At 38.5% G+C, this 24,911-nt stretch carries 33 protein-coding genes; 24 read left to right on the top strand and 9 right to left on the bottom strand.

Annotated features, from left to right (window positions below; all coding sequences use genetic code 11):
- The first annotated feature begins 267 nt into the window (after window positions 1–267).
- The 14 genes from glmS (at window position 268) to N521_RS07155 (ending at window position 12,828) form a co-directional block, all read left to right on the top strand.
- Window positions 268–2,070 (top strand): glutamine--fructose-6-phosphate transaminase (isomerizing), encoded by a 1,803-nt coding sequence (gene glmS, locus N521_RS07220; RefSeq protein ID WP_007498541.1) that lies wholly within the window; start codon window positions 268–270, stop codon window positions 2,068–2,070.
- Between the two features lie 482 nt (window positions 2,071–2,552).
- The gene (locus N521_RS07215; RefSeq protein ID WP_035390673.1) at window positions 2,553–2,909 is read left to right on the top strand and encodes a DUF2200 domain-containing protein; all 357 of its coding nucleotides are present in this window, start codon (window positions 2,553–2,555) and stop codon (window positions 2,907–2,909) included.
- Window positions 2,910–3,069: 160 nt separating this feature from the next.
- On the top strand, window positions 3,070–3,261 hold the full coding sequence (locus N521_RS07210) for a PLD nuclease N-terminal domain-containing protein (RefSeq protein WP_003217265.1): 192 nt from the start codon (window positions 3,070–3,072) through the stop codon (window positions 3,259–3,261).
- A 14-nt stretch (window positions 3,262–3,275) separates the two neighbouring features.
- Complete coding sequence (locus tag N521_RS07205; RefSeq protein WP_035390671.1) at window positions 3,276–4,193, top strand: ABC transporter ATP-binding protein; 918 nt, start codon at window positions 3,276–3,278, stop codon at window positions 4,191–4,193.
- A complete protein-coding gene (locus N521_RS07200; protein ID WP_035390669.1) occupies window positions 4,190–4,954 on the top strand; it encodes an ABC transporter permease in 765 nt (254 codons plus the stop codon). The genes N521_RS07205 and N521_RS07200 overlap by 4 nt, the downstream gene beginning before the upstream one ends.
- Window positions 4,955–5,109: 155 nt before the next feature.
- The gene (locus N521_RS07195) at window positions 5,110–5,829 is read left to right on the top strand and encodes an ABC transporter ATP-binding protein (RefSeq protein ID WP_035390664.1); all 720 of its coding nucleotides are present in this window, start codon (window positions 5,110–5,112) and stop codon (window positions 5,827–5,829) included.
- Entirely contained in the window at window positions 5,798–8,263 is a 2,466-nt protein-coding gene (locus tag N521_RS07190; RefSeq protein ID WP_035390662.1) for an FtsX-like permease family protein, read from the top strand. Before N521_RS07195 ends, N521_RS07190 begins: the two co-directional genes overlap by 32 nt.
- A gap of 5 nt (window positions 8,264–8,268) precedes the next feature.
- Complete coding sequence (locus N521_RS07185) at window positions 8,269–8,781, top strand: PadR family transcriptional regulator (RefSeq protein ID WP_007498534.1); 513 nt, start codon at window positions 8,269–8,271, stop codon at window positions 8,779–8,781.
- Between the two features lie 125 nt (window positions 8,782–8,906).
- On the top strand, window positions 8,907–9,305 hold the full coding sequence (locus tag N521_RS07180) for a RidA family protein (protein ID WP_025206640.1): 399 nt from the start codon (window positions 8,907–8,909) through the stop codon (window positions 9,303–9,305).
- Window positions 9,306–9,520: 215 nt separating this feature from the next.
- Window positions 9,521–10,243: an ABC transporter ATP-binding protein gene (locus N521_RS07175; RefSeq protein ID WP_019744076.1), complete on the top strand. Its 723-nt coding sequence runs from the start codon at window positions 9,521–9,523 to the stop codon at window positions 10,241–10,243.
- Window positions 10,236–11,657 (top strand): sporulation killing factor system integral membrane protein, encoded by a 1,422-nt coding sequence (skfF, locus tag N521_RS07170; RefSeq protein ID WP_035390658.1) that lies wholly within the window; start codon window positions 10,236–10,238, stop codon window positions 11,655–11,657. Before N521_RS07175 ends, skfF begins: the two co-directional genes overlap by 8 nt.
- An 18-nt stretch (window positions 11,658–11,675) precedes the next feature.
- Window positions 11,676–12,191 carry a HEAT repeat domain-containing protein gene (locus N521_RS07165; protein WP_035390657.1) on the top strand — a complete coding sequence of 172 codons (516 nt, stop codon included), beginning with the start codon at window positions 11,676–11,678 and terminating at the stop codon, window positions 12,189–12,191.
- Window positions 12,191–12,610, top strand: coding sequence for a TlpA family protein disulfide reductase (locus N521_RS07160; protein ID WP_035390653.1), 420 nt, complete (start codon window positions 12,191–12,193; stop codon window positions 12,608–12,610). Before N521_RS07165 ends, N521_RS07160 begins: the two co-directional genes overlap by 1 nt.
- Window positions 12,611–12,633: 23 nt before the next feature.
- Entirely contained in the window at window positions 12,634–12,828 is a 195-nt protein-coding gene (locus N521_RS07155) for a hypothetical protein (RefSeq protein ID WP_035390647.1), read from the top strand.
- Between the two features lie 65 nt (window positions 12,829–12,893).
- Here N521_RS07155 and N521_RS07150 read toward each other — a convergent pair whose 3' ends face one another.
- From N521_RS07150 to N521_RS07130, 5 genes are all read right to left on the bottom strand, one after another.
- Window positions 12,894–14,414, bottom strand: coding sequence for a PH domain-containing protein (locus N521_RS07150; protein WP_051632375.1), 1,521 nt, complete (start codon window positions 14,412–14,414; stop codon window positions 12,894–12,896).
- Entirely contained in the window at window positions 14,415–14,936 is a 522-nt protein-coding gene (locus N521_RS07145; RefSeq protein WP_035390645.1) for a PH domain-containing protein, read from the bottom strand.
- A gap of 68 nt (window positions 14,937–15,004) precedes the next feature.
- Complete coding sequence (locus N521_RS07140; RefSeq protein WP_035390643.1) at window positions 15,005–15,925, bottom strand: ABC transporter ATP-binding protein; 921 nt, start codon at window positions 15,923–15,925, stop codon at window positions 15,005–15,007.
- Complete coding sequence (locus N521_RS07135) at window positions 15,925–16,614, bottom strand: ABC transporter permease subunit (RefSeq protein WP_017358891.1); 690 nt, start codon at window positions 16,612–16,614, stop codon at window positions 15,925–15,927. The genes N521_RS07140 and N521_RS07135 overlap by 1 nt, the downstream gene beginning before the upstream one ends.
- Before the next feature lie 13 nt (window positions 16,615–16,627).
- A complete protein-coding gene (locus N521_RS07130; protein ID WP_017358892.1) occupies window positions 16,628–17,056 on the bottom strand; it encodes a DUF4064 domain-containing protein in 429 nt (142 codons plus the stop codon).
- Between the two features lie 190 nt (window positions 17,057–17,246).
- Between N521_RS07130 and N521_RS07125 the strand changes: the two genes are divergently transcribed.
- Window positions 17,247–17,543, top strand: a complete 297-nt coding sequence (locus tag N521_RS07125) for a DUF2089 family protein (protein ID WP_017358893.1) — start codon at window positions 17,247–17,249, stop codon at window positions 17,541–17,543.
- Window positions 17,544–17,837: a hypothetical protein gene (locus N521_RS07120; RefSeq protein WP_035390640.1), complete on the top strand. Its 294-nt coding sequence runs from the start codon at window positions 17,544–17,546 to the stop codon at window positions 17,835–17,837.
- A 102-nt stretch (window positions 17,838–17,939) separates the two neighbouring features.
- Here the strand turns inward: N521_RS07120 and N521_RS07115 are convergent, their stop codons facing one another.
- Genes N521_RS07115 through N521_RS07100 form a run of 4 tightly spaced genes read right to left on the bottom strand, consistent with a single transcriptional unit; the run spans window position 17,940 to window position 18,649 of the window.
- Window positions 17,940–18,089, bottom strand: a complete 150-nt coding sequence (locus N521_RS07115; protein WP_017358895.1) for an aureocin A53 family class IId bacteriocin — start codon at window positions 18,087–18,089, stop codon at window positions 17,940–17,942.
- A gap of 25 nt (window positions 18,090–18,114) precedes the next feature.
- Complete coding sequence (locus N521_RS07110) at window positions 18,115–18,264, bottom strand: aureocin A53 family class IId bacteriocin (protein WP_017358896.1); 150 nt, start codon at window positions 18,262–18,264, stop codon at window positions 18,115–18,117.
- A 43-nt stretch (window positions 18,265–18,307) separates the two neighbouring features.
- Window positions 18,308–18,457 carry an aureocin A53 family class IId bacteriocin gene (locus N521_RS07105; RefSeq protein ID WP_035390639.1) on the bottom strand — a complete coding sequence of 50 codons (150 nt, stop codon included), beginning with the start codon at window positions 18,455–18,457 and terminating at the stop codon, window positions 18,308–18,310.
- A 42-nt stretch (window positions 18,458–18,499) separates the two neighbouring features.
- Window positions 18,500–18,649, bottom strand: a complete 150-nt coding sequence (locus N521_RS07100) for an aureocin A53 family class IId bacteriocin (protein WP_035390638.1) — start codon at window positions 18,647–18,649, stop codon at window positions 18,500–18,502.
- A gap of 374 nt (window positions 18,650–19,023) precedes the next feature.
- Between N521_RS07100 and N521_RS07095 the strand changes: the two genes are divergently transcribed.
- From N521_RS07095 to N521_RS07060, 8 genes are all read left to right on the top strand, one after another.
- A complete protein-coding gene (locus tag N521_RS07095; protein WP_035390637.1) occupies window positions 19,024–20,151 on the top strand; it encodes a DUF418 domain-containing protein in 1,128 nt (375 codons plus the stop codon).
- Window positions 20,152–20,319: 168 nt separating this feature from the next.
- Window positions 20,320–20,691: a GntR family transcriptional regulator gene (locus N521_RS07090; RefSeq protein ID WP_017366490.1), complete on the top strand. Its 372-nt coding sequence runs from the start codon at window positions 20,320–20,322 to the stop codon at window positions 20,689–20,691.
- 5 nt (window positions 20,692–20,696) lie between these two features.
- Window positions 20,697–21,572, top strand: a complete 876-nt coding sequence (locus N521_RS07085; protein ID WP_035390636.1) for an ABC transporter ATP-binding protein — start codon at window positions 20,697–20,699, stop codon at window positions 21,570–21,572.
- Window positions 21,556–22,161: an ABC-2 transporter permease gene (locus N521_RS07080; protein WP_035390634.1), complete on the top strand. Its 606-nt coding sequence runs from the start codon at window positions 21,556–21,558 to the stop codon at window positions 22,159–22,161. Before N521_RS07085 ends, N521_RS07080 begins: the two co-directional genes overlap by 17 nt.
- 184 nt (window positions 22,162–22,345) lie before the next feature.
- A complete protein-coding gene (locus N521_RS07075; protein WP_017358703.1) occupies window positions 22,346–22,564 on the top strand; it encodes a helix-turn-helix transcriptional regulator in 219 nt (72 codons plus the stop codon).
- Window positions 22,561–22,860 carry a hypothetical protein gene (locus N521_RS07070; RefSeq protein WP_017366494.1) on the top strand — a complete coding sequence of 100 codons (300 nt, stop codon included), beginning with the start codon at window positions 22,561–22,563 and terminating at the stop codon, window positions 22,858–22,860. Before N521_RS07075 ends, N521_RS07070 begins: the two co-directional genes overlap by 4 nt.
- Window positions 22,861–22,915: 55 nt before the next feature.
- Window positions 22,916–23,860 carry an alpha/beta fold hydrolase gene (locus N521_RS07065; protein WP_035390633.1) on the top strand — a complete coding sequence of 315 codons (945 nt, stop codon included), beginning with the start codon at window positions 22,916–22,918 and terminating at the stop codon, window positions 23,858–23,860.
- Between the two features lie 93 nt (window positions 23,861–23,953).
- Entirely contained in the window at window positions 23,954–24,844 is an 891-nt protein-coding gene (locus tag N521_RS07060; RefSeq protein WP_035390632.1) for a helix-turn-helix domain-containing protein, read from the top strand.
- The last annotated feature ends 67 nt before the right edge of the window (window positions 24,845–24,911 follow it).

Raw genomic sequence — 24,911 nt, 5'->3', positions numbered from 1 at the left:
ATTATAGCGCCCGAACTAAGCGATCGAACGACAGATGCTTAGTTGACGAGGATGGAGGTTATCGAATTTTTCGGCGGATGCCTCCCGGCTGATCAAATATAGAGATCACAGCCGTAAGTGTTTCTTTAAAGCAAAGAGGTGACTCTTTGTACAAAGGGAATACACATGATCTCCCAAAATAAACATGTAGAGAGGGACGAAGAAATGTCCCTTCTATTTTAGTAGGCTTTCTTTGTCCCTTTCACATGATCGGGAGGAAGAATATTTATGTGTGGAATCGTAGGTTATATTGGTCAGAATGATGCGAAGGAAATCTTATTAAAAGGTTTAGAGAAGCTTGAGTACCGTGGGTATGACTCAGCAGGTATCGCTGTGGCAAACGAAGATGGCGTGCATGTGTTCAAAGAAAAAGGACGTATCGCTGAGCTTCGTGAAGTTGTAGATGCAAACGTGGCATCTTCAGCAGGAATTGGACATACACGCTGGGCAACTCACGGTGTACCAAGCCATCTAAATGCGCATCCGCATCAAAGTGCTTCTGGCCGTTTTACGCTTGTTCATAACGGTGTCATCGAGAACTATGTACAATTGACACGCGAATATTTACAAGACGTCACACTAAAAAGCGACACAGATACAGAGGTTGTTGTTCAAGTCATCGAACAATTTGTGAACAGAGGTCTTGATACAGAGGAAGCTTTCCGTCAAACGCTTCTTCAACTAAAAGGCTCTTACGCAATTGCCCTTTTCGATAACGAAAACAAAGAAACAATCTATGTGGCGAAAAACAAAAGCCCATTATTGGTTGGTTTCGGCGAAGATTTCAACGTTGTGGCTTCTGACGCAATGGCGATGCTTCAAGTAACAAACGAATATGCGGAATTAATGGATAAAGAAATGGTCATTGTTACTAAAGACGAGGTTATTATTAAAAACCTTGACGGTGATATCATGACACGTCCTTCTTATATCGCTGAGCTAGATGCAAGCGACATTGAGAAAGGCACATATCCTCACTACATGTTAAAAGAAACGGATGAACAGCCGCTAGTGATGCGCAAAATCATCCAAGAATATCAAGACGAAAACGGCAAGCTGTCAGTCGCTGGCGATATCGCAAGCGCAGTAGCAGAAGCAGACCGCATTTATATTGTGGCTTGCGGAACGAGCTACCATGCTGGACTTGTTGGTAAACAATACATTGAAGACTGGGCGAAAGTACCTGTAGAAGTTCATGTAGCAAGTGAATTCTCTTACAACATGCCGCTTCTATCGAAAAAGCCGTTGTTCATCTTCCTTTCTCAATCTGGGGAGACTGCGGACAGCCGTGCTGTACTTGTTCAAGTCAAAGAGCTTGGTCATAAAGCATTAACGATCACAAACGTACCAGGATCTACGCTTTCTCGTGAAGCGGACTTCACATTGCTTCTTCATGCAGGACCAGAAATCGCAGTGGCTTCAACAAAAGCCTACACAGCACAAATCGCTGTACTTGCAATCCTTGCATCTGTTGCAGCTGAATTAAATGGTCAATCTCTTGACTTTGATCTTGTGAAAGAGCTTGGGATTGTAGCAAACGCAATGGAAGCCCTTGTCGATCAAAAGGATGAAATGGAACAAATCGCTCGTGATTTCTTCACAGTGACACGTAACGCATTCTTTATCGGAAGAGGACTTGACTACTATGTGTGCCTTGAAGGTTCACTCAAACTAAAAGAGATCTCTTACATCCAAGCAGAAGGCTTTGCTGGCGGAGAACTCAAACACGGCACCATTGCTTTAATTGAAGAAGGCACACCGGTCATTGCCCTTGCCACGCAAGAGCACGTGAACCTCAGCATTCGTGGTAACGTCAAAGAAGTCGTTGCACGTGGTGCAAACCCATGTGTCATCTCACTAAAAGGCCTAGAAGACGAAGGCGACCGTTTCGTCCTTCCAGCTGTACACCCAGCACTTGCACCACTTGCATCTGTTGTTCCATTACAGCTAATCGCTTACTACGCAGCCCTTCACCGCGGGTGTGATGTGGATAAACCACGTAACCTTGCGAAGAGTGTGACGGTGGAGTAGGGATTAAATAAAATCGGATTTTTGATACCCCTTTAGATATAATTGTCTAAAGGGGTATTTTTGTGTCAATAGAACTAGCAGTTGAAAGATTTAAACTGAACTTTGATTGATAGATACTATTTCCATGTTGCTATTATGATAAATATTCTTAGGGGGGAAATATTATTTTTATTCGATATGTAAAAAAAGAAAAATGGGGAATTGTTTTTTTCATAATTGGTTATATTGCATTGTTTGTCATTTCTTATTGTTTAATTGGTGGTCCTGTCTCAAGCGGAGGACCAATTGGTGTATTCCTTGGATTTTGTATCGTTCAATTTCTTAAATATAGAGCTTTCAAAAAAGATGAAAGAAATAATAAAGGCATATATCATCGTTTATAAGTTGTATTTTTAACACATTATACTAAATGCATAATGAGAGAGCGGCCCCTTGAGAAAGCATGACAGGTTAAATATTTAACGAAGAAAGAGAGCAGACACATGACCAAACCTAAAATCTACACAATGAGTTTCGCAAAAGTCTATCCTCTCTACATCGCAAAGGCAGAGAGAAAGGGAAAAACGAAAGCTGAAGTCGATACGATTATTTGTTGGTTAACAGGCTACAGTCCAGAAGAGCTTGAGGAACAGTTGGACAAGCAGATAGACATTGAAACTTTTTTTGCCGAGGCTCCTGAGCTTCATCCTTCCCGCAGCTTAATTAAAGGAGTCATCTGTGGTGTTAGAGTAGAGGACATTGAGGAAGAGACCATGCAGAACATTCGTTATCTAGATAAGCTGATTGATGAGTTAGCGAAGGGAAAGAAAATGGAAAAGATTTTGCGAGATTCGTCATGAACATCACAAGCGAGCCCAGTGAATAAACTTCACTGGGCTTTTTTATATTTATAGACCATTCGACCAATAAAAATAAAATCCATTTGAACGAATTCTCTCTTCATGTCGTCAAAAGAAGTAATATCAAAACAAATTGACGTTTGAAAAGGGAGTGGCGTGTATGGATATGAAGATGATTTTACCTCTTATTTTGCTACAAGCGATTTTAATGGTGATTGGTTTGTTTGATTTGTTGAAAAGAGATCCATCGAGGATTAGGGGAGAGGTGAAGTGGGTTTGGGCTTTGGTGATTGTGTTTGTGGCGAGTGCCGGTCCTATTGCGTATTTCATTTTTGGTCGTAAACAATCTTAGTAGGGGGGATTCGCTTGAATATGTTGGAGTGTTACGGGCTGACGAAATCGTATGGACGGCATGAAGTGTTAAAAGATGTCTCTTTTTCTGTTGGGGAGGTTGGATGTGTTGGCTTTTTAGGAGCCAATGGAGCGGGGAAGACAACGACGATCCGAATTTTGACGGGGCTTGCTCGTCCTACGTCTGGCGTTGTGAAGGTGGCGGGTTTGGATGTCACAAGGGACATGGATCAAATCAGTCAGGTGATTGGGTACTGTCCGCAGCATCCTGCATTTTATCAGGATATGACGGGGCAGGAGTGGATGCATTGGGTTGGCGGGTTATTTCATTTAGAGAAAAACATCATTCGTTCCAAAACAGAGGAGCTGTTGAAGCTTTGCCGTGTGTATGAGGCGAAGGATCGCGTTATTGGTAGCTATAGTGGAGGCATGAAGCAGAGGCTTGCCATTGCACAGGCGCTGATCAATAGCCCACAGGTTCTGATCCTAGATGAGCCTGTGTCGGCACTTGATCCCATGGGGAGAAAAGACGTCCTGACTTTGATTGAGCGTCTAAAGCATGAGATGCTGATCTTTATGTCGACCCATATTTTAGATGACATTGAACGTGTGGCTGATCATATTATCATGATCAACAGCGGCAAAATTGAGATGTCCTCTTCGATGAAACAGATCAAAGAAGACTATATCCAGCCCGTGATTGAATTTCAATTAGAACAACAGAATACGAAACTAGTGGCTTTGTTAAAAGAACGGGATTGGGTGGAGGAATGTATGGAGACAGGAGACGCTTATCAGGTGCGAGTCAACAATCAACATACGGCATTGAAGGAGCTGCCGGGTCTCATCACTGAAACTGGCGGTGTTCTTATCCAATATCGATTATCTAAGCTGACGCTTGAAGATATTTTCATGAAGGTTGTGACGGCATGATGATGTTGAAAAAGGAATTTAGGGAGTTATTCACTAGTTATAAAATCTTATTTATGCCGATCATTTTTACGATTTTAATGATTACACAGCCTATTACGCTCAAAATGCTGCCGGATCTTTTATCGAATTCGGCTAATTTACCTGAAGGGTCTACATTTTATATACCAGAGCCTAGTGCTGGAGAGGCTTTAGCCAGTGCTTTGAGTAAATTTGATTCGCTTGGCGTGTTTATCCTCATTATGATCGTGATGGGGACGATTGCTGGAGAGCGTGCCTCTGGGGTGACGGCGATGATTATGGTGAAACCGATCAGTCGAATGAGTTATTATGTCTCAAAAACATGTGCCTATGCCTGCTTAACTTTGTTTAGTTTGATAGTGGCAGTGCTTGCTTCCGTTTATTATGTGGACATCCAATTTGGGCTTGTGGATTGGGTCAACGTGTTAAAAGGGACGCTTTTGTATTATCCGAACCTACTGCTCATTGTGGTATCGACCATTTGTGCATCGGCGTTCTTTAAGCGCTCAGTGACTGCGGGCGGTGTTTCCCTTTTGATCAATCTCATCCTGTTTACCGTTCCTTCGTTTTATGAGGACACATTAGGGAAGTTTGCACCTAAAGGCGTCACAAGTGCGGCTGAGGAGATGATTCATAGAGGGACTTATTCGGATCAGGCACTTACAAGCTTTCTAGGTGTATCGGTATTGATTGGTTTCTTTTTTCTCATCGGATGGTTTCTTTTTAGAAAACAAGAATTATAGCATGATGTACCCTTTGGATATGAAAATCTAAAGGGTCTTTTATATATTTAGTAAGTAAAAAATAAGACATAAATGCATATTATCATGATTTTGATGTTGAAATAATATATACTTAGTATATAATTACTCCGTAAAGGGATGGGAGGAGTTTGCAGATGATTCAGATCAAGAATGTGAAGAAGGAATTTTTTCAAGGCCAGGAGCGGACTGAGGTGTTGAGGGGCGTTGATTTGACGGTAGAAGAAGGGGAGTTTGTAGCGGTGATGGGACCAAGTGGCTCTGGAAAAAGTACATTACTTCAGCTGTTAGGCGGGCTTGATCTGCCTACTGATGGAGAGATTTTGATAGATGAGCATCAGTTGAGTGAGATGAATGAGAAAGAGAGAACGATTTTTCGCAGAAAACAGATTGGGTTTGTGTTTCAAAATTATCAGCTGCTGCCTACATTAACTGTCGAAGAAAATGTGGCGTTTCCGCTGCATGCAGATGGACGTTTAACAAAGGAGAATCAACAGACGGTTGTAAAGCTGTTAGAGGCTGTTGGCTTGAATGGACTTGGGCGGAAACGGGCTAGTTTGCTGAGCGGCGGGCAGCAGCAGCGTGTAGCGATTGCAAGAGCTCTAGTCAATCAGCCGTCAGTGTTGTTAGCAGATGAGCCGACGGGGAACTTGGACCGGCATAGAGCGGAGGATATTTTGGCGTTAATGTGCAAGTTCAATCGAGAAAGCAAGCAGACGATTATCATGGTGACGCATGATATTTTCGCAGCAGGATTTGCGGATCGAATCATCCTTTTTAAAGACGGTGTTATTGATCAAGTGATCTCTAGAAAGGATGATGATTATGCTCAGTATGTGGCGAATTTCATGGCGTAACATGATTCAGCATAAAAAGCGGTTCGCCATTTCTGTCTTAGGCATCATGGTGGGGATTGCTTTTGTCACGTCGATGCTCATTGCCGATCGAACGACAAATGATGTGTTTCATTATTATGAGCAAATGTATGTCGCTGATGCAGATTATTGGGTGTTGAGTGATGATCATACGTATGATGAGGAACAGATCTCATCCATTTTAAAGCATCCTGATGTGACAGGATCATTATTAGCGCTGGATAAACAGACGTTTTTTGATGTAGAAGGTGATCACTCTCTTAACCAACGGGCGGTGCGCATTACCGGAGTACAAGATCAAACGAGCTCTTTACTGAAGCTGCCTGTGATTGAAGGGCGTTTGGATAATCAGGGGTTGGTCATACCAGATGTTGTGGCGAAGCTGCTGAATAAAAAAGTGGGAGATACCATTCGTTTTTCTGATTTGGGCGAAGCGAAGGTATCTGCCATTGTGGAATATACACAGCTGCTTTCAAGTCCGAGTGACTGGAAGAGTGCAGAATCATCGAGCTTTCGTGTGATGGCGCCGCTTGATATATTGAGAGACTGGACGGGAATGGATGATCAGCTTTCTTATATGAGATTTCAGACAAATGAAGGCGGGGAACAGCTCTTTCAATCTTTACAGAAAGAGTTCAAGGATGCCGATGTTTTTGTCCAGCCTGTGGTGGCGGATGACCGGCAAAGTAATGACATTGGCGGGTTGTACACGTTCTTTTACCTCATCGCAGGGCTGTCGATGTTTATGAGCGGTTTTATCGTGTTTAATATGATTTATACGAGTGTGATGGAACGGAAAAAGGAATTTGCGATTATGAAGAGCTTTGGTTATACGCAGGGCTCTGTTTCTAAGCTGATGTTGATTGAGGTTTTGATCTTGGCATGTATTGGAACAGCCATTGGGGTGCCGATTGGTGTTTGGCTTGGAGATGTGTTCATGCAAACACTGCTTGGTGTGTTCGCTTTTGATATGGTGTATTCGTTAGATTGGCAAGTGCCTGTTGTAATTTCAGTGATCATTGGTATTGTGTTCCCTGTGCTGTTTTCGTTATTTCCGATCTATCATGCAGGGAAAACGTCTGTGCTACTGACTTTAAAATCCACTACCCAAACTTCTACACTGAAAAAACAATCGGTCATTAGAGCGGTGATAGGGATAGGCTTGCTTTCATTTGTATGGGTGGATCATCCGGCTGCTTATCTTGGCATTTTAGCCAGCATGGTTCTGTTATTCCCATTTTTTCTGCTCTTTTTGAACCGGTTGTTGGCGCCTCTTTTGAAGTTTGTCTTTGGTTACCCGGGCCATCTATCCTCGCAGCATGTCACGCAGCAACTGAATCGAAATGCCAATACGGCGGCGATTCTAGCTGTTGGGATTGCTGTGATCTTGCTTTTAAGTGCGGTCATTGAATCGGCTCCAGATGGCTATGAAAAAGAGATCCGTCAAACGTACGGCGGTGATCTCAGGGTTACCTCTGAAGCGCCATGGACGAAAGCGGATCAAGAAAAGCTGTCATCCTATGAGTCTGTTGAGCGGGTGGAACCGATGATGGAAGCGGCTCCTTTGACATGGGAAACGGCCCATGGAGAGAAAAGACAATTTTCTATCATCGGTGTGGATGAGAAAGGACCTTCTTTTATAGAAGGTGACAATAAAGGCGATTTGTATCAACGATTATCAGAAACGCCTTCTATCGTGTTAGGAGAGCGTGCTTTTGATGAATGGGGTGGGCGTATTGGAGAGAGTGTGTATCTCAATGCACCTTCTGGCCGGCAACAGTTACAAGTCATTGATGTGGTCAAAACTTCTCATCATTCGGGTTATGTGGCATTTGTCGATCAGACATTTTTACAAGAGGATTTAGGGTGGGCGCAGCCTCTTGATATCCTGCTTACGTTAAAAGACAAAGGTGCCGGTGAGTCTTTACGAGATCAGCTATGGGAAGACTTTGGACAGCGGCTTTCAAAGGTGAAAACAGTAGAGGATGAGATTAAATCAACGACATCGGCTTTCACTGGTATGAATGAGTTAATTTCTATGATGCTCATTTTCATTATGGGGCTCGCGAGCATTGGAACAGCCAATACACTGCTGATGAACACGCTTGAACGAACATCTGAGATTGGCACCATGCGGGCGCTGGGGCTGACAAAGCAGCAGGTGAGAAAAATGATCGTCGGAGAAGGTGTGCTCATTGGGTTAACAGGTGTGATTGGCGGCATTTTATTTGGTGTGATTCTTCTATATATTTCAAGCCAATCTGATTGGCTCGGTGGATTTGTTTCATTCCAATTGCCGTTTGTGCATCTAATGCTGGCAGTGATCGCAGGAATTGCACTCAGTTTAGCGGCTTCGTGGATTTCTAGTGCGACAGCGAGTAAAATAGAGATGATATCATCTCTCAAAGAAGGTTAAATCATATGTCAGTGAAATACGGAATTTTAACATCGCTCTGTCAGCAGCAACATCATGGATATGAATTAAAGCTAGAGCTCGAGTCATTGCTCGGAATAAAAGGAAAAATCAACCCGGGTCAAATCTACACGACGCTTGATCGGTTAATTCGTGATCAATTGGTGACAGCAGTGGGAATAGATGACCAAGATCGAAAGCTGTACGACGTGACGGAAGAAGGCAGACAAGAGCTGGAATCATGGCTGTTGGCACCTGTTCCATATCATGCTGCAAAGGATGATTTTCACTTTAAATGGGGCTGTGCACGGAAAATCAGATTTCATCAAGAAAAAGAAATGCTTCAGCAGCAGAAAGCCGTCATTATGAAAGATGTGATGGAACTCACGAAGCTAAAAACGGAATGTCTTGTGCAAGGTGATGAGAGTCGGTACTTATTGATTTCTGGCACACTGCTTCATTTAGAGGCGGATTTGAATTGGATTCATCAAATTGAGCATCGGAGCGGGTCATCATTTTAGAGAGGTCTTTCTTATGAAGAAAGGTCTTTTTTTTGCTTCGTTTGGAGCATATGTAGATAGGATGGGAAGAAAGTTTGGTATGATAGGTGTAAGTTGATTGTATTTTCAGAAAAGGGGTTTGATCAATGAAAACATCACGTAATCCTGAGACCATTCATGCGCCAGTTGCACCGTACATCCATCAAATAGAGACAACAGGGCCGCAGCGGTGGTTAACCTTATCAGGGCAAGTGGGGATGGAAGTCGATGGGACCATCCCAGAGAGCCCGATGGAACAGCTCGAGCTAGCGTTAGAGAATGTAAAACGCAATGTAGAAGCGGCAGATATGAAAGTGGAAGATATAACGAAGCTTGTGTTCTATTTAGTAGGGGAGTTTGATGCTGAGAGTAGAAAACGAATCATGGGTCAGTTTTTAGGAGATCACCTGCCTTGTATGACGATGATTTATGTGGTGGCTTTGGCTTCACCTGCTTTAAAGGTCGAGGTGGATGCATGGGCTTGTCGGGATATGGATTCGGTTTGAATTGGTTTGTTTAATAGATAAAAGGTTGGGATTATTGATGCCCAATCTTTTTTGTTTGTTTCTTTTAGTATTTTAAATGATTATAATCCTCTTACCCTTTTATACCTCATATGGTAATATTATGGTAAACAATGAGTGGGTCTAATTACATTTACATTCCATTGTAAAAACACCATAGATCAGCATACATCACTCTAATAAAAGGGAGAGATTTGATGCCATTTATGGAGGTTCAGAATGTAAGCAAACGATATAGCAATGGTGATGGGATAGAGGGCCTTTCATTTTCTATTGAAGCAGGGGAGGTTGTGGCACTGCTTGGTCCTAATGGTGCGGGGAAGACGACAACCATTCGATGTTTAACAGGTCTCTATCAACCTGATCAAGGGGAAATACTCATAGAGGGATTTCCTCCTGGTCATTCCCATGTCCAAAAACAAGTAGCTCTTATTCCAGATCAGCCATATTTGTACCCAGATTTAACGGTTGCTGAACATGTTCAATTCCGTGCAAGAGGCTATCATAAAGGTTTAAAACAGATCAAAGAAAAGGTATTTGAGGCGTTGAAAGAAGTACATATCGAAATGAAGATGAACGAATTGTGCGGAAGGCTTTCAAGAGGTCAAAAACAACGTGTCGTCTTAGCAGGGGCCATTGTGCAAGATGCTTCCCTTTTTATTTTAGATGAGCCGACTGTTGGGTTAGACATCCCTTCGAAACAATGGCTGTCAGATTGGCTGATACAGAAGAGTCTTCAAGGTGGTTCGGTTCTTGTGTCCACTCATAGTCTAGAGTTTGTTCTTGATACGGCTAGTAGGGTGATATTGATTCGAGACGGTGCCATCATGAAAAGTATCGCTGTTCCTAAGCGGCAGGAAGAACAAATGAAGTGGCGGGCAGAAGTCATTCAACTTCTAGGGGAGTGGTCTAGTGAATAACACGCTTTCCCTTTTATGGATGAAATCCCAAAGGCGCTTGATCAGTAAAAATCAAGAAAAGAAAATGCCCTTTCTGATCTTGCTACTTATGATGGCTGCCATCGGTTTTCAGCTGAGCGCAGTCTCAAGTATGGGCGATTGGAATGCAAGTACAGCTGGATGGATCATTGTCGTTTTATTTGTTCTTTATACTGGCTTTGGCTTGTTTTCGAATCGATTGCCTAGTCAGATGTACGATATCATGTGGTTGTATGGAAGTGGTGCTTCTTTATGGACAGTTGTGATGAGTGTATGGGTATATCACATTTTTTGGCGATGTGCTCTTCTCATTGTTTCTGCTGTGATAGCTGATATCCTCCTTCTTTGTTTAACGCAGCAGTACTTTTTTCTACTTGGTAAATCACTCCTGTTAACAGCGCTGTTATGTATGATCGAAACATGGATGATTGCAGTATCTTGTGCAAGAACCATTCAAGTATATAAGCGAGTGCTCTTCATTGGTTTTATACTGATGTTTGGTTGTCTTTCATTGCTTATTATGAATCAATTGATATTGAAACAGTCGTCAATGATGGAGATATCTGCTTCTTTGATGTATCAAGTCGGACACATGATAGTGGAGTTTTCATTCATTTCTGTATTGATATTACTTGGAGTGATGATTTTATCTTTCATGATGATGTACAGGTCGAGTCATCGTATAGAGATGATGGAGTCGTTAGTCAAAGAGGCGGCATTTTGGGAGGAATTTGAGGGGAAACAGGTTCATGTAAATCCAATAAGTCCAAAGAAAAGCAAGACGTGGTGGGGGCTTTCATCATTAACGGGCATCTGGGCTTTCCTTTGGCTAGAAATATTGATGATCAAAAAGTATGCTACCTTCCACCTGTTATCCACCATGCTGTTGATCGGTACTTACTATGTCGTTAGTTCTTATTTTTCAGATTGGTTGACTCTATTCTTTCTGGTCATTGGTGCATCTGTCCTGCTCAGTTCATATTACGCGGGGATTGTAAGACACGGGCAAACGGGAATGCTGTATCTTTTTCCGGGTGCTTTATATCAAAAAATTCTTCTGTTGGAAGTGTTTCAAACCCTTTGGTTGTATGGTGTCTACTTAATTTCTCTTATCTTGTTAGAGATTCATGATGTATTGTATTGGGCCATTTATGGCGTAGGGGTATATATTTGGTTTTTGACTATACGGCTCTTTGCCTTTACGCAGCCTTTGAGACGAGAAGCGAGTCTTTCTTTGGGCATCTATTATCGATCATTGCTCATCGGATCTGTCATAAGTGCTGCGGTCATCATTGGGATTCATCTATTCACTAATGGCTGGTTTACAACGATGACATGTGTATTTGCTGGATGTGTATGTTATGTGACTTGTTATCGATGCCGTGGGACTCATTAAAAAGAGGAGTTGATTGTCATGAAACCAGAAGATAAGCTATCCCAATCGGTTCAACGTTTAGTCAATACCAATGAAGTAACGATCGTTCAAGCCATGGGGGAGTTAAAGAAATCAGGAAAAGAGGCAGTGCCAGTGCTTGTTGAAGCCTTAAAAGAAGAGGGTTCTTTGCGGAATATTGCAGCAGCGGTTCTTGGTGAATTTGGAGCAGATGCAGGGGATGCAGCAGAAGCTCTTGCTAAACTGCTAGAAAGTGAAGAAGAGGAGACAAGAATGGCGGCTGCGATCTCACTCATGAGAATTGGTCAGCCTAGTTTGCCATTTCTTCTGTCTTTGGCAAAGCGTTATGAGGGTCCTACTTGTTTTTGGGCATCGTGGTGTATCTCTTGGATTGACCCATCAAAAATCGAAAAAAATATGTACGAGTGCCTAAAACAGGAACAAGAGAATCCATCAGGAAATGTGGCCCCTTTTGCCGCAGAAGAGGCACTAGGAAAAATCATCGCTTTTCAATTAAAAGAAAAGGGGGATGAGTAGTGGAAACGCAAATACTTAAATGGTCTGAGCACCTTCCTTGGATTCATTCTTCACATCAGCGGTGTTTACCTGAAGGGCATACTCAGCTTCTTTATTTTTGGTCAGTTAACTGTCCGCATTGTGAAGAATTAACCGACCACATTCTACATAGTGTGGATCAGTTGAGTATCCATTTAACCTGTGTCCATGTTCCATATACGGAAGAAGAAAAATCGATAGAGGTTGTTTCGAAATATGCGGAGGAAAAGAATCTCATTGCTCCCATTGTGTTGGATCAAGATTATGAGATTGTCACAAAATATAAAATTCAAGGATTGCCAAGTTTTTGCCTCATAGATAAAGAGGGACAATTAATTGATCGGAAAATGGGAGATACCGGCTGGGAAAAGATATTAAAAAAACTAGAAAAACGATCATAATTAGAGTTATGGAGGGGAGCGTTTTGTTTCAATCAAACCAAGAATTGAAAAAAACGGTGGTCTTTTATGCAGGTGTGGGAGCTGTTTTGCTGATTCTCATGATGTTGAAGTGGCTGCCGATTTCCGCAGACTGGGAGTTGCCGTTGATTTTGTTTGGATTGGGGATTTTGTTTTATATGAAGCGTGTGCTTTGGAAGGATGAAAAAGGTAAGGGCTAAAATGTTTAGCCCTTTTTTACGTAATCAAAGTTTCAACTTAAGTCATTGCCTGAATTTGATTTAAATTATGTTGGTTTCTGAACAGTAAATAGATTTAATGAATGATCATTAGGTATGTTGATAGAAGTTTGTTCTGCTATTCCTTTTGAATACCAATCATAATAATTTTCGGCTATTTCTTTTGGTAAATCATGCATGATAGTTGTTTTTGTTGGTTTTGCTCTGTTAACTATTTTAATTGAAGCCAACCCTAATTTCCTTTGGATAAGTGTTTCTGAGATTATTAATCTTTCTATATTATATTTGTGTGTTATGAGAAGTCTATCTGTAAGGCCGCCTTTTTTTATTTGCAAATAATGATCATTACAACTGTAGGAGCTGTACAAACTGCTAAACAATTGAATGAGTAAAAATACAACACTTATGAATATTGAAATATACCATAAGTCATTTCTGAAAAATAAAAGAAGAGCTGGCGTTAAACACCAAAATATGAATGATCTAAATAATTTAGGTATGATTGAATACCATGGTATTCTCTTCATATTGGTCTCTAGTCTAATGTTAGGAAAGATATCTGAAATTAATTTATTTGCCAAATTTTTATTTATAAAAGGAAATAATATATTTGGTGATTTTACATTTTCGTCATTAACTTCAGTCGAACTGATGATTTTTACTTTCACAATAGAAAGTAATTTTTGTATAAAACTGCTAGTGAAGTATAACGCTTCAATCTTTTCTTTTGGGATAGAGAAGTCAGTAATATTCAATTTACCTTTTTCGATGTACAGTCTAGTTTTGTCCGAAGATAATTTAAATCCTCCATATTGCAAGTATGTCTTTAAAATTCCATATAGAATAGACAATATAATAAGTAAAAAAACACTCAGAATAATTGTCATTGGAGAGGATTTTACAAATGAAATCAAACTATCTATATACTTTTCTAAAGACAAAAATTGATTGATTTCTGAGTAAGCAGAATAGAGAAGAAGTAGAAAGAAAAGTAATCTTAAAGATGTAAGGGAAGCAATAAATATCTCCTTCATTTGGATTTCATAATGAAGTTTCTGAGCACTTTGTTGTATAGGTCTTTCAAATTCACTTTCTACATTAGCATTGATACTGCCTTTTTCTGTAAGGTGCTTTTTTATGCTCAAAGCTTCTGAAGTTGTAATCATATGTAATTTTACTACGTGGTCATTATTGCTTGATCCTACATCAATTAACAAAGAGGTAAGGTCAAAAAAACGATGAAAAAAAGTAGATGTTTGATTCACGCCTTGAATACTGTTAATTGGAAAATGTCTTTTTACAGTAATGAACCTACCCTTTTCTAAATATAACTCCTCTTCGCTTAGGTCATAACCAAAATGTTTCCACTCTAATAATATAGTAATGACCTTGTAAATTATAAAAATAACAATAATTAAAAAACCTAATTTAGAGAATATTGATATGGATGAAAAACCAAATAATACTGATAAAAAAATACAGAAGAAGATGAAACCTTTAATCGATTTTAATAATTCAAATAGCATCCATAATGGATGTAATCTTTTTAGGCGACTATTAGTTTCCATTTATAGAGAGCTTTCCTTTCTAATCTCATTCTTTTTGGTTTGATTATCAGTAATATGCGCTATATAATCACGAATATCTGAAGCTTCTTTTTCTGGAATGCAAGGTATTTCATGTACATAGCCAATCGTACCAATCTTAATAGAAGATAATTTATATTTTTTTAATAAGGGACCTTGATATGTATCTACAAAATATACTTTATTCATAGGAATTATTAGGTGTTTCCTTCTGAAAATTCCTCCATGCTTTAATTGAATCATATTTATATCTATTTCATAACGCCAAGTTTTTTGTTTGTAAATAGGGACTAACATGAGTTCTACAATAGCTGATATAATTAAAATACCCATAAGGCTATAAATAAGCCAAACAATCCATTCTGACCAACTATAATAGTTGTGTAGAACTAAAAGGACAACTAAAACGCTAGTTGATATAATAAAATTTATAAAGTCGACAATCCGCCAAACCTTAATCGCATCTTTAGAAATTTTTTTTGAGGGCTCCTTCAATTGATACAAATATAATCCTCCTTATCCTTTGTAGATTTAGTACCACTTGGATACTAAATCTACTTTTTATAGGATTCTTAATTATTATCTCCAATATTAAGAAATATTTCTTCTAATGATGGCTCATCGACTTCTATTCTAAATACATCAATGTTTTTAGAAATAAAAAGCTTGTTGATTAATGGTATAGATGATTCATCTTCAATGGTTATTTGAGATGATAGTTCACTGATTTCATTTTTTATAGAAAGACTCTTAAGGTCTACTTTTAATGACTCAATCTGTGCAATTGAAGCAACACTATGCTTTATATAAACCGTCATATTCTTTTTGTATGCTGTTCTTAACTCTTTCATACTTCCTTTAATTTGAATGACACCTTTGTTCATAATAGCAACTTCATCACATAATTTCTCAACTTCATCTAAATTGTGTGAGGTTAGAAATACGGTAGTACCGTTTGTGGCGATTTCTTTAATAATAGAATGGATATTTAATACTGAATTTGCATCTACCCCTGAAGTCGGTTCATCTAAAAAAATTAAATCAGGTTTATTTAATAATGCTTGGGCGATCCCTAGTTTTTTTTTCATTCCAAATGAAAAATTTTTAGTCTTTAACTTAGCTGCATCTTTTAACTCAACTTTATCTAGAAGTTCAATTAAATCTTCTTGTTTTAAATCTAATTTCAATATTTGACTAAAGTATTTTAAATGATCTAGTGCGGTCATGTTTTCATAGAATGTAGAATAATCAGGGAGAACCCCTATTTTACCCCAGATTGATTTTTGTTGATTCTTTTTATAGCCCAATACTTCATAAAGTCCTTCAGTTGGTTCAATTATACCTGTAATCATATTTATAAATGTTGATTTACCGGCACCGTTCTTCCCTAGAAAACCAAATATTGTGCCTTTATCGATTGATAAGTTCATTTTATCAACAACAATTTTATTTCCATATCTCTTTGTTAGATTGGTCGTTTTGAGTGCATACACTATAAATCCCTCTTTCTAAAAAGCATTAAACTTACAATTATAAATAAAATTGGGAAAAGGATGACTATATATGTAAAAGCAGTCTGCTCTTGAGTGAAATAATAATAGGGTGTGATATAACTAATCATTTTAATGATAATATTATTTGACCCAATGCTAATCATACCGATAACAGGTAAAATAATCGACAATGTAATACCTAGAAACATTGTAATAGATGGGTTTGAAATGATAGTGGATAGTAATAGAGTTAACCCTAAGAAGTAAGAAATAAATACAATACATTGTATTAATTCTAGAAAATAAAAAGTGTTTGAAAACGGGATAATTAATATTAAGGAAATTGTTAAACATACAATCCAAAAAAGAAGATTACCTAAAAACTTTCCTAATAATATGTTATTTCTAGATGTTTTCGTCACCAAAAATCGAACAGTACGAGAGTATACCTCTTTATTGATTACATTATGGGCTAGACTGGTGACAAATAGTGGGGCAGCAATGAAAAGTAATACCATTAATCCACCCACATATGCATTATCACCTAGACCTAAAGATTTCAATTGGTCACTAAATTGGCTAAGGATTTTTGCCGTACCGGTTGTAATTCCAATTAGGACAATAATAATTAGGATAGAGCGTATACTTTTAAACAGTGCTTTGAATTCATTCAAACCAATTGCAAACATAGTTTCACCTCTTTTAGAATGACTGATCTGTCCCGTTTCTTGCTTTTTTATCTTTCACAATTATAGTAATTCCAGCAATTAGATACGCAATGCCGCCAAGTATGCCTAAAAAGATTGTTAATAAGGAGCCTAAAATAGAGGTAGTTATTAATAGAATACCGGCAGAGCGTGCTCTGTTTTTTAATAATATTAATGAAAAAATTCCTGCTAGTATGCTCAATATCGTTATTGCGATCATATATAAAGAACCATTGGCAAGGATGTTAATTACTTGTTCCGGTGTGATATCTTGTACGTTTTCTTCATCAATAAAGTCTTGGATTAGTTTGTTAGTATCATTGTTATTTTTTGTTCCTTCATAAAACATAAAGCTTCCAATAAGTAAGGCTGTGAATAAAATAACACCTATAATAGTAAAAGTCTTTTCTAAAGTACGTTTCATGCTTAACCTCCACAAAATACAATTTATTGGTTAAATAACCTAAACTTACAATAACATATTTTGGATAGATTTTTCCACATAAATTTTAAAAAAGTTTAAAAAAAATAAACATTATTCATTTTTTTATTCATTTTTTGATTACATTTATTATTTCTGTGTTATAATAATAAAAAAGCGGGGTGGCTGATATATGGAGAAAGATATTCCAACATGGATTTTATCTGTAGATTCTGAGGACAGAGAATTTATAAGAAAATTTATACTTAGTTCAGGTTCATTAAAACAAATGGCGAAAGATTATGATGTTTCTTATCCAACAGTTAGAACCCGATTAGACAGAATCATTCAATTGATTAGATTAAATGAAACTTTAGAGCAAGAAACTCTAATTAAATATGTAAAGAAACTCGCGATTGAGGAAAAAATTAGTTTAGAAGTTGCCAAAAACATTATTGAAAAATATAAAGCAGAAAGGGATGGAGATTAAATGAATGAATTAATGTATTTTATTTTAGTAGTTGTCGTTTTTGCAGTTCAGTATTTCCTTTCAACAAGAAACAACCTTTTGTGGGGAGCTTTAATCCCGATCGTCTTTATCGCTGGAATGTCATGGTTTTATTTCGAAAATAAAGCAAGTAATAATATAGGTTTTCTTATTATTGCGCTAGTTGGATTAGCTCTTTTAATTGAAGAGTGGAACCGCGGTCGTAGAATGCTCCACAAAAAAAGAGTCAAAGAAATTGAAAAGATGAAAACACAAGACATCACTATAAAAAAATAATCACAAAAATTATGATTTTTAGGTTTTAAATGTTTGATTTTTGGCTATAATAAAACAATAGGGATAGAGTGTTTCCACTATCCCTATTGGGCTAACGAACAACTAGCCATTGATGATGCTGTCAATTTTATCGCTGATCCATTGGAACGTTGCACCGTTCTTGATCCAGTTGATAACAGTTGATTTGTTAGCCCAAGCCCATTTAGCGGCTTTAGTACCAAGTTGAGCAACAAGTCTTAAGAAAGCTACCATTATTTATTTCACCTCCTGAATTCGTTTAGCCTGCTAAAGCTCGGATAATTTGGTTTGAAATCCATTTAAAAGAAAAGCCTTGTCCTATCCATTCAAGTACCTTTTTTTTGTTAGCCCAAGCCCAAATCGCCTGTTTAGCTGTAAGTTGAGCAACAAGTTGTAAGAAAGTTGCCATTCTTTTCACCTCCACCAAACTACTTGGAAAGATAATCTCAGAATTAGCCATTGATAATGCTGTCAATCTTATCACTGATCCATTGGAACGTTGCACCGTTCTTGATCCAGTTGATAACAGTTGATTTGTTGTCCCAAGCCCATTTAGCTGCTTTAGTACCAAGTTGAGCAACAAGTTTTAAGAAAGCTACCATATTCTTTTCACCTCCCAAATTCCACTTTTAAAAAATTCAGAATTAGCCATTGATAATGCTGTCAATTTTATCACTGATCCATTGGAACGTTGCACCGTTCTTGATCCAGTTAATAACAGTTGATTTGTTGTCCCAAGCCCATTTAGCGGCTTTAGTACCAAGCTGAGCAACAAGTCTTAAGAAAGCTACCATTGTTTTCACCTCCTGCTAATTTATGTATTAAATATTAAAACAAAATAAGTTTAAACACAACAATATTTTCATATTTTTTCATATTTTACATTAAATTGAAACTAACGAACTATAATTTCTGGGTTTTTCAATATAATTCACCTTCATATAGTAAAAAGGACTTTGTTTTATAGAAATGCGAGTAAGAACTTTAAATTATGTATATTAATTAATCTAATGGTTGTTTAAATTTTAAGGTATATAATTATTTCTAGTCTACAGATTCGATAAACAATGAATTTAGGGTTTTATAACATTCAGGATTATATAACTTTTCTTATATAAATGAGTTATTATATATAGATGTATTTATACTTTCCGAAGGAGCGGTCGTGTTGAAGGGATCTAGGGTTGAGTTTATTGATAGTTTACGTGGTTTTAGTTTATTAGGTATTTTGATTGTGAATATGCTTAATTTTCAATATGATTATGATTTTGAGAAGATGTTTGATCCGAGCATATGGGGACAGGAGTTTGGGGTATATGTGACGGAGATCTTGTTCCAGGGGTCATTTTATCCGATTTTCTCCTTTTTGTTTGGGTATTCTTTTATCAAACTGATTGAATCCACTAAGGCCAAGGGGCTGAATACGAATGCCATCGTCGTTCGCCGCGGCTTTGGTCTTATTGTGCTTGGGATGCTGCATTACATATTCATTTGGAATGGTGATATTCTCTTATATTATGGAGCATGTACGTTTTTCTTGATGATGTTTTTGAGCAGCCGGATCAAAACAGTGTTTATATGGTCGGGTATTTTAGGTGCCGTATCTTTAGTGATTTATCCAACTCTAATGAATTTTATTTATGGAAATTCTGAATTATTAACAAATGTATATGGGACTGGTACATATGGCGATATTGTGTTGAGCCGGATTACAATTGAAGATGATATGGTCATCGTCTCCATCATTATGGCAATTGTAACACTTACTCTGACACCAATTTTAAGTCTTCTCTATGCTCCTATCATGATCGGTCCATTTGCACTGCTTGGCATGGCGATCGGGAAAAAAGGTCATCTGACAGAAGAAGATCGAGGCATGGCTTATCGTAAAGGCTGGGTTTGGATGATTATCATCGGGCTCGCTTTAAAATGTGCGACGTTCAGTGATGCTCCTTGGAGTGAAATGGTGCTGACGTTAGGAGCCTATGTCCTGACGATCGGTTATATTCAAGCTTTTATTGTCTTTTACTATTCAAAGGCTGCACAAGGGTTGAAACGTCTGCTTGCAGGACTTGGCCGATTGTCTTTATCAAACTATTTAGCACAATCTATTATTTGTACAACGATTTTCTATTCTTACGGACTTGGGTTATTCGGACAAATGGGCTCAATGTTTGGACTGCTACTTGCTGTTGGACTTTACACAGCACAGCTGTTCATCAGCTATCTCTATTTGAAAAAGTGGAGAAGAGGGCCTGTGGAATGGCTTATGGGAAAATGGGTATATTGGAGATAAATTGATTTGTTGAGGAACCGCATGGCTGAAGAGCTGTGCGGTTTTTTAGTTGCATTCAAAAAAGTTCATAAAAGGAGTTGAATATTTTTTTAGTGTGTATATAATGTATATATAGTGTATATACAATATTTCATTGCGAATACCAGTACAGAAAAAAGAGGTTTTTATATGCAAATTACGATTTCTAACCATTCTAAGGAGCCTATCTATGAGCAAATTACGACGCAAATCAAATCGTTGATCTTAACGGGTGAGCTTGCAGAAGGTGCGGCCCTGCCGTCTATCCGAAAGCTAGCGAAGGATTTACAAATTAGCGTCATCACAACAAAACGTGCATATGAAGAGTTAGAGAAGGCAGGATTTATTTATTCGATTGTCGGGAAGGGTTCATTTGTTGCCGAGCAAAACCTAGAGGTCATGAGAGAGAAAAAATTGAAGGTGATTGAGGAACAGCTTGGAGCGGTTGTTACAAACGGCAAGGAATTAGGCTTATCTTTTGATGAATTGCAGCAGTTATTAAAGTTCTTGTATGAGGAGTGAGATGAGTGGAGCATGTGATTGAATTCAAAGGAGTATCAAAACGGTTCAAAGATTTTTCTGTGCAGAATCTTGATTTACAGGTCAAAAAGGGCTTTGTTACTGGGTTTATTGGAGAAAATGGAGCCGGTAAGTCGACCACGATTAAAATGATCATGAATTTGTTAAAACCAGATTCTGGTGAGGTTGAAATTTTTGGATTAGATTATTGCACCCATGAAAAAGAGATTAAGGAACGAATTGGCTTTGTTTACGATGCTAACGTTTTTTTCCCAGGATTGAATTTAAAAGACATCAAACGAATTGTGGCACCTGCCTATAAACGCTGGGATGACCAGCTTTTTTATCAATATATTGAACAGTTTGGCCTACCGCTGAATAAAGCGATTAAAACATTTTCAAAAGGGATGCAGATGAAGGCATCGCTTGCGATTGCGCTGTCGCACCATGCAGAGCTGATTATTATGGATGAACCAACTGCTGGTTTAGATCCGGTCTTTAGAAGAGAGCTGCTCGGCACGTTACAAGAATTGATGATTGATGGAAATCGAACGATTTTTTTCTCAACGCATATGACGACTGATTTAGACCGGATTGCGGATTATATTGCGTTTATACAAAATGGAAGATTGGTCTTTCAACAGTCGATTCATGAGGTGGCGGAGAATTATGCGCTGGTGAAGGGGAGCCTTGATTTGCTGGATCGAGACACAGAAAAGGCGTTTATCCATATTCAGCGTACGGCAGCCGGATTTGAAGCATTAACAGATCGGATTGATGAGGTGAAACTTATTTTTGGGGATGCTGTTGTGATTGAACCGGCGTCGCTTGAGGATATCATGTTTTATTTGAAAGGCGGGATTGCGCATGTTTCATTTAATTAAGCGTGATGTGATTTTGCAAAAGAAGCAGTTACTTATTTTTATTCCGTTTATCTTATTTTTCATTTTCATGGATGTCCATCCAGTATTAACGTTTCTAGTCGCTAGTGTCTTCATTCCATTTAACACATATGCTTATGATGAGAAGGCAGAAACGAATATTCTATTAAATTCCTTGCCCTATACACGTAAAGAAATTATCGCATCACGTTATCTTGGCGCCATTTTCTATATGAGTATTGCGATCGTGCTGACAAGTGCTGCATTATTTGTGTTTGGGAAGCTGTTTTCGCTGTCAGATATTGCGATTGGCAGCGGGTTGTTTTTATTGTTCGCAGCATGTACGTTTCCATTGTTTTATATCTTAAAGCCTGGTTATATCACAACGGCAGTGATCATTGGCTTTATCGTATTATCTGCTATGGGACCGCCTGTTGTTTTCTATTTAGCAGAGCAATTCAGTGGGATCACTGATTTTATCATGAATTTATCGATCCCTATTGTATATACGGGATCAACTGTACTGATTATGCTCATCTACTTGCTATCTTGGGGACTTTCTACTGCGATTTACCAGAGGAAAGTGTTTTAAATCAGATGATCACATCATTTATAGAGAATCATTCATTTTGAGGTAGGCCTTTCAAAATGGATGATTCTTTTTTGCATCCGGTGAAATTGACATACAGAAGAAAAGAGGTTATTGTTAATTAACATAATGTTAATTATTTTTAACATATTGTTAAATAAATCATCCTTTAAGAAAGGAATTTGAAATGGAAATTAAAAATAGAATGAAAGTATTACGGGCAGAAAAAGACTGGACACAAAAGGATTTGGCAGAGAAGTTAGGTGTGACTCGTCAAACTGTGGCAGCGATTGAAAATGGTAAATATTCTTTGTCTTTAAAACTAGCATTTCAAATTGCGAGAACATTTGAAGTTGATTTATATGACGTTTTTCAAGAGGTCGACAAGGAGGAACAACAGCGATGATGACAACGATCATACTTTATTCTCTGATTATCCTTTCTATCTTAAGTACGGTCTTTCAATTTAAGAAAAGCCGTGAATATAAACAGGATGAACGGGGCCAATTTATTTTAGCGAAAGCCGGAAGTTTTTCAATTGTAGGTGTGGCATTAGCCTATATATTGGTTGCTGTCATTCAAGCTTTTGTTCATGAATTATCATCTCCAACGGAATGGTTTTATATAGCGATTACGTTTATGTATGTATCAAGTGTTTGCGCAAATACCATTGGCATTATCTATTGTGAAAGAAAATACTAATCTTTTATCTGCGGATGCAAGCTAGGGTACTTCATCATGAAGGGAAGAAGAAATAATGAAAAAATTACTGAAAATAATGCTGATTGCTCTATGTACCATTCTGACTGTCTTGGTTGTATTTGTAGCAAGTGTTTATGTTGTTAATCTAATTAGTAAGGAAAGAGAACAGGGGAAAATAGAAGCTTATGGGCAAAAGGTCTTGGTGGATGGGAAGCAGATGAATGTGCTCATTCAAGGCGATGGGAAAGAAACGATTGTCCTTCTCCCAGGCTATGGAACTGCTTCACCCGTGCTTGATTTTAAACCGTTAGTCAAGGAGTTATCGCCATATTATAGAGTTGTTGTAATTGAACCGTTTGGTTATGGTTTAAGTGACGACACAGATAAAGCAAGGACAAGTCAAAACATTGTGGATGAGATTCATGAATGTTTGCAGAAACTTAACATTAAAAAATATACGCTGATGGGTCATTCGATTGCTGGCATCTATGGATTAGAATATGTGAATCAATACGAAAAAGAAGTCAAAGCCTTTGTCGGCATTGATACAAGTGTTCCTCAACAGGAAACGGAAGAATTGCCGGTTTCTAGCTTGCAGCTGCTCAATCAATCTGGCTTTTACAGATTGTTATTGAAAGTGAATCCAGATCAACTGTTGATGCCTAACGTGGATCAACAAACGAAAGATCAAATCAAAATGCTGACCTTTCGAAATTTCTTGAATGAAAGCCAAGCGAGTGAGGCGGAAAATTTCACAAATAACTTTAAAAATGCAGAGCGTTTACATTTTCCTAAGCGTCTCCCTGTTGTTTTCTACCTAGCGGATCAAACGGAGGAAGAAACACCAAACTGGAAACCAATGCATGAAGAGCTGCTGAAAAATGTAGACCACGGAAAAGTCGTTACTTTCAAAGGCGGCCATTATTTGCATCATACGAAATCAAAAGAAATCGCAGATGATGTGAGGGAGTTTCTATCGAACAACGAGCGCTCACGTTAGCGTTTTTCCTCCTCAGCTGGACAGATGAAACATCGCAATTTTGATCAAAACGAGTGAACTGATTTGTTTTATGATCAAGAAGAGGTGAGGGAGATGATGTATAGTCGGGTGACGCAAGAGGTGATTTCTTATTTGGAGTCGCATTTGATGGATGAGCTGTCGCTGAGACAGGTGCCTGAGAAAGTAGGATATTCACATTTTCATTTGCTGCGTGTGTTTAAACGAGAAACCGGGCTGTCGATGGGGGAATATGTGCGGAAACGAAGATTGGCTACGGCTGCACAGCTTCTTTTGTATACGGATCAGGGGATTTTAGACATCGCTTTTTCGTTACAATTCCAATCGCAGGAAGCCTTTACGCGTGCTTTTAAGCATCTGTATTCCTTACCTCCCGGAATGTACAGGTCGATGATGAGAGACATGCAAATGAAAAAGGAGGAAGATTCGATGACATTACATGAAGCAGTACCTGGCTGGGGTTTGAGTGGTTCACATCCGCATATGTATGAGATGGGTGTTGATACAGCAGAGTTCCATACGGGAAAGCAATCAGGTGTTTTATCATCTAAAGAAGGCGTACAAGAAGGACAGTTTGCGACGATGATGCAAGGGTTTCAAGCAAAAGAGTATGTAGGCAAGCGGTTGAAGCTTTCTGCTTTCTTGAAAACAGAGAATGTATCTTCAGCAGGAATTTGGATGCGGGTAGATGACGGAAAGGGTGATACGGTGCAGTTTGATAATATGCAGAATCGACCTGTGACAGATTCTACGGAATGGAATCAATATGCGATCGTATTAGATGTTCCTACGCGCAGTGAATCCATTCATTTTGGAGTGCTGCTCAGCGGTCATGGAACAGTCTGGGCTGACGGTTTTCGATTTGAGGAAGTGAATGAGAAAACACCTACGACAAATATGGCGGAGGCTTCGGCTTTGCCAGATGTGCCGATGAATTTGCATTTTGAGCTTGAGGAGACCGTGTGAGCGGTCTTTTTTTGTTGTATACAAATCTGCATGAACCGTTTATAATGAAAAATATAAATAAACATAC

It is taken from the genome of Bacillus sp. UNC125MFCrub1.1, from assembly GCF_000701305.1.
GTDB classification, from domain to species: domain Bacteria; phylum Bacillota; class Bacilli; order Bacillales; family Bacillaceae; genus Bacillus; species Bacillus altitudinis.
Note: the sequence above shows the minus strand (reverse complement) of the source record. Positions and strands in the feature narration are given on the sequence as shown.

What these genes read in the sequence shown, in the direction of transcription:
- N521_RS07070 (WP_017366494.1), top strand. Translation starts at nt 22,561, where the DNA reads ATGATGACAACGATCATACTTTATTCTCTGATTATCCTTTCTATCTTA.
- N521_RS07100 (WP_035390638.1), bottom strand. Translation starts at nt 18,649, where the DNA reads ATGGTAGCTTTCTTAAGACTTGTTGCTCAGCTTGGTACTAAAGCCGCT.
- N521_RS07185 (WP_007498534.1), top strand. Translation starts at nt 8,269, where the DNA reads ATGTCAGTGAAATACGGAATTTTAACATCGCTCTGTCAGCAGCAACAT.
- N521_RS07165 (WP_035390657.1), top strand. Translation starts at nt 11,676, where the DNA reads ATGAAACCAGAAGATAAGCTATCCCAATCGGTTCAACGTTTAGTCAAT.
- N521_RS07175 (WP_019744076.1), top strand. Translation starts at nt 9,521, where the DNA reads ATGCCATTTATGGAGGTTCAGAATGTAAGCAAACGATATAGCAATGGT.
- N521_RS07150 (WP_051632375.1), bottom strand. Translation starts at nt 14,414, where the DNA reads ATGGAAACTAATAGTCGCCTAAAAAGATTACATCCATTATGGATGCTA.
- N521_RS07120 (WP_035390640.1), top strand. Translation starts at nt 17,544, where the DNA reads ATGAATGAATTAATGTATTTTATTTTAGTAGTTGTCGTTTTTGCAGTT.
- N521_RS07210 (WP_003217265.1), top strand. Translation starts at nt 3,070, where the DNA reads ATGGATATGAAGATGATTTTACCTCTTATTTTGCTACAAGCGATTTTA.
- N521_RS07115 (WP_017358895.1), bottom strand. Translation starts at nt 18,089, where the DNA reads ATGGTAGCTTTCTTAAGACTTGTTGCTCAACTTGGTACTAAAGCCGCT.
- N521_RS07060 (WP_035390632.1), top strand. Translation starts at nt 23,954, where the DNA reads ATGATGTATAGTCGGGTGACGCAAGAGGTGATTTCTTATTTGGAGTCG.
- glmS (WP_007498541.1), top strand. Translation starts at nt 268, where the DNA reads ATGTGTGGAATCGTAGGTTATATTGGTCAGAATGATGCGAAGGAAATC.
- N521_RS07195 (WP_035390664.1), top strand. Translation starts at nt 5,110, where the DNA reads ATGATTCAGATCAAGAATGTGAAGAAGGAATTTTTTCAAGGCCAGGAG.
- N521_RS07105 (WP_035390639.1), bottom strand. Translation starts at nt 18,457, where the DNA reads ATGGTAGCTTTCTTAAAACTTGTTGCTCAACTTGGTACTAAAGCAGCT.
- N521_RS07135 (WP_017358891.1), bottom strand. Translation starts at nt 16,614, where the DNA reads ATGTTTGCAATTGGTTTGAATGAATTCAAAGCACTGTTTAAAAGTATA.
- N521_RS07080 (WP_035390634.1), top strand. Translation starts at nt 21,556, where the DNA reads ATGTTTCATTTAATTAAGCGTGATGTGATTTTGCAAAAGAAGCAGTTA.
- N521_RS07110 (WP_017358896.1), bottom strand. Translation starts at nt 18,264, where the DNA reads ATGGCAACTTTCTTACAACTTGTTGCTCAACTTACAGCTAAACAGGCG.
- N521_RS07180 (WP_025206640.1), top strand. Translation starts at nt 8,907, where the DNA reads ATGAAAACATCACGTAATCCTGAGACCATTCATGCGCCAGTTGCACCG.
- N521_RS07215 (WP_035390673.1), top strand. Translation starts at nt 2,553, where the DNA reads ATGACCAAACCTAAAATCTACACAATGAGTTTCGCAAAAGTCTATCCT.
- N521_RS07125 (WP_017358893.1), top strand. Translation starts at nt 17,247, where the DNA reads ATGGAGAAAGATATTCCAACATGGATTTTATCTGTAGATTCTGAGGAC.
- N521_RS07075 (WP_017358703.1), top strand. Translation starts at nt 22,346, where the DNA reads ATGGAAATTAAAAATAGAATGAAAGTATTACGGGCAGAAAAAGACTGG.
- N521_RS07065 (WP_035390633.1), top strand. Translation starts at nt 22,916, where the DNA reads ATGAAAAAATTACTGAAAATAATGCTGATTGCTCTATGTACCATTCTG.
- N521_RS07130 (WP_017358892.1), bottom strand. Translation starts at nt 17,056, where the DNA reads ATGAAACGTACTTTAGAAAAGACTTTTACTATTATAGGTGTTATTTTA.
- N521_RS07190 (WP_035390662.1), top strand. Translation starts at nt 5,798, where the DNA reads ATGCTCAGTATGTGGCGAATTTCATGGCGTAACATGATTCAGCATAAA.
- N521_RS07090 (WP_017366490.1), top strand. Translation starts at nt 20,320, where the DNA reads ATGCAAATTACGATTTCTAACCATTCTAAGGAGCCTATCTATGAGCAA.
- N521_RS07200 (WP_035390669.1), top strand. Translation starts at nt 4,190, where the DNA reads ATGATGATGTTGAAAAAGGAATTTAGGGAGTTATTCACTAGTTATAAA.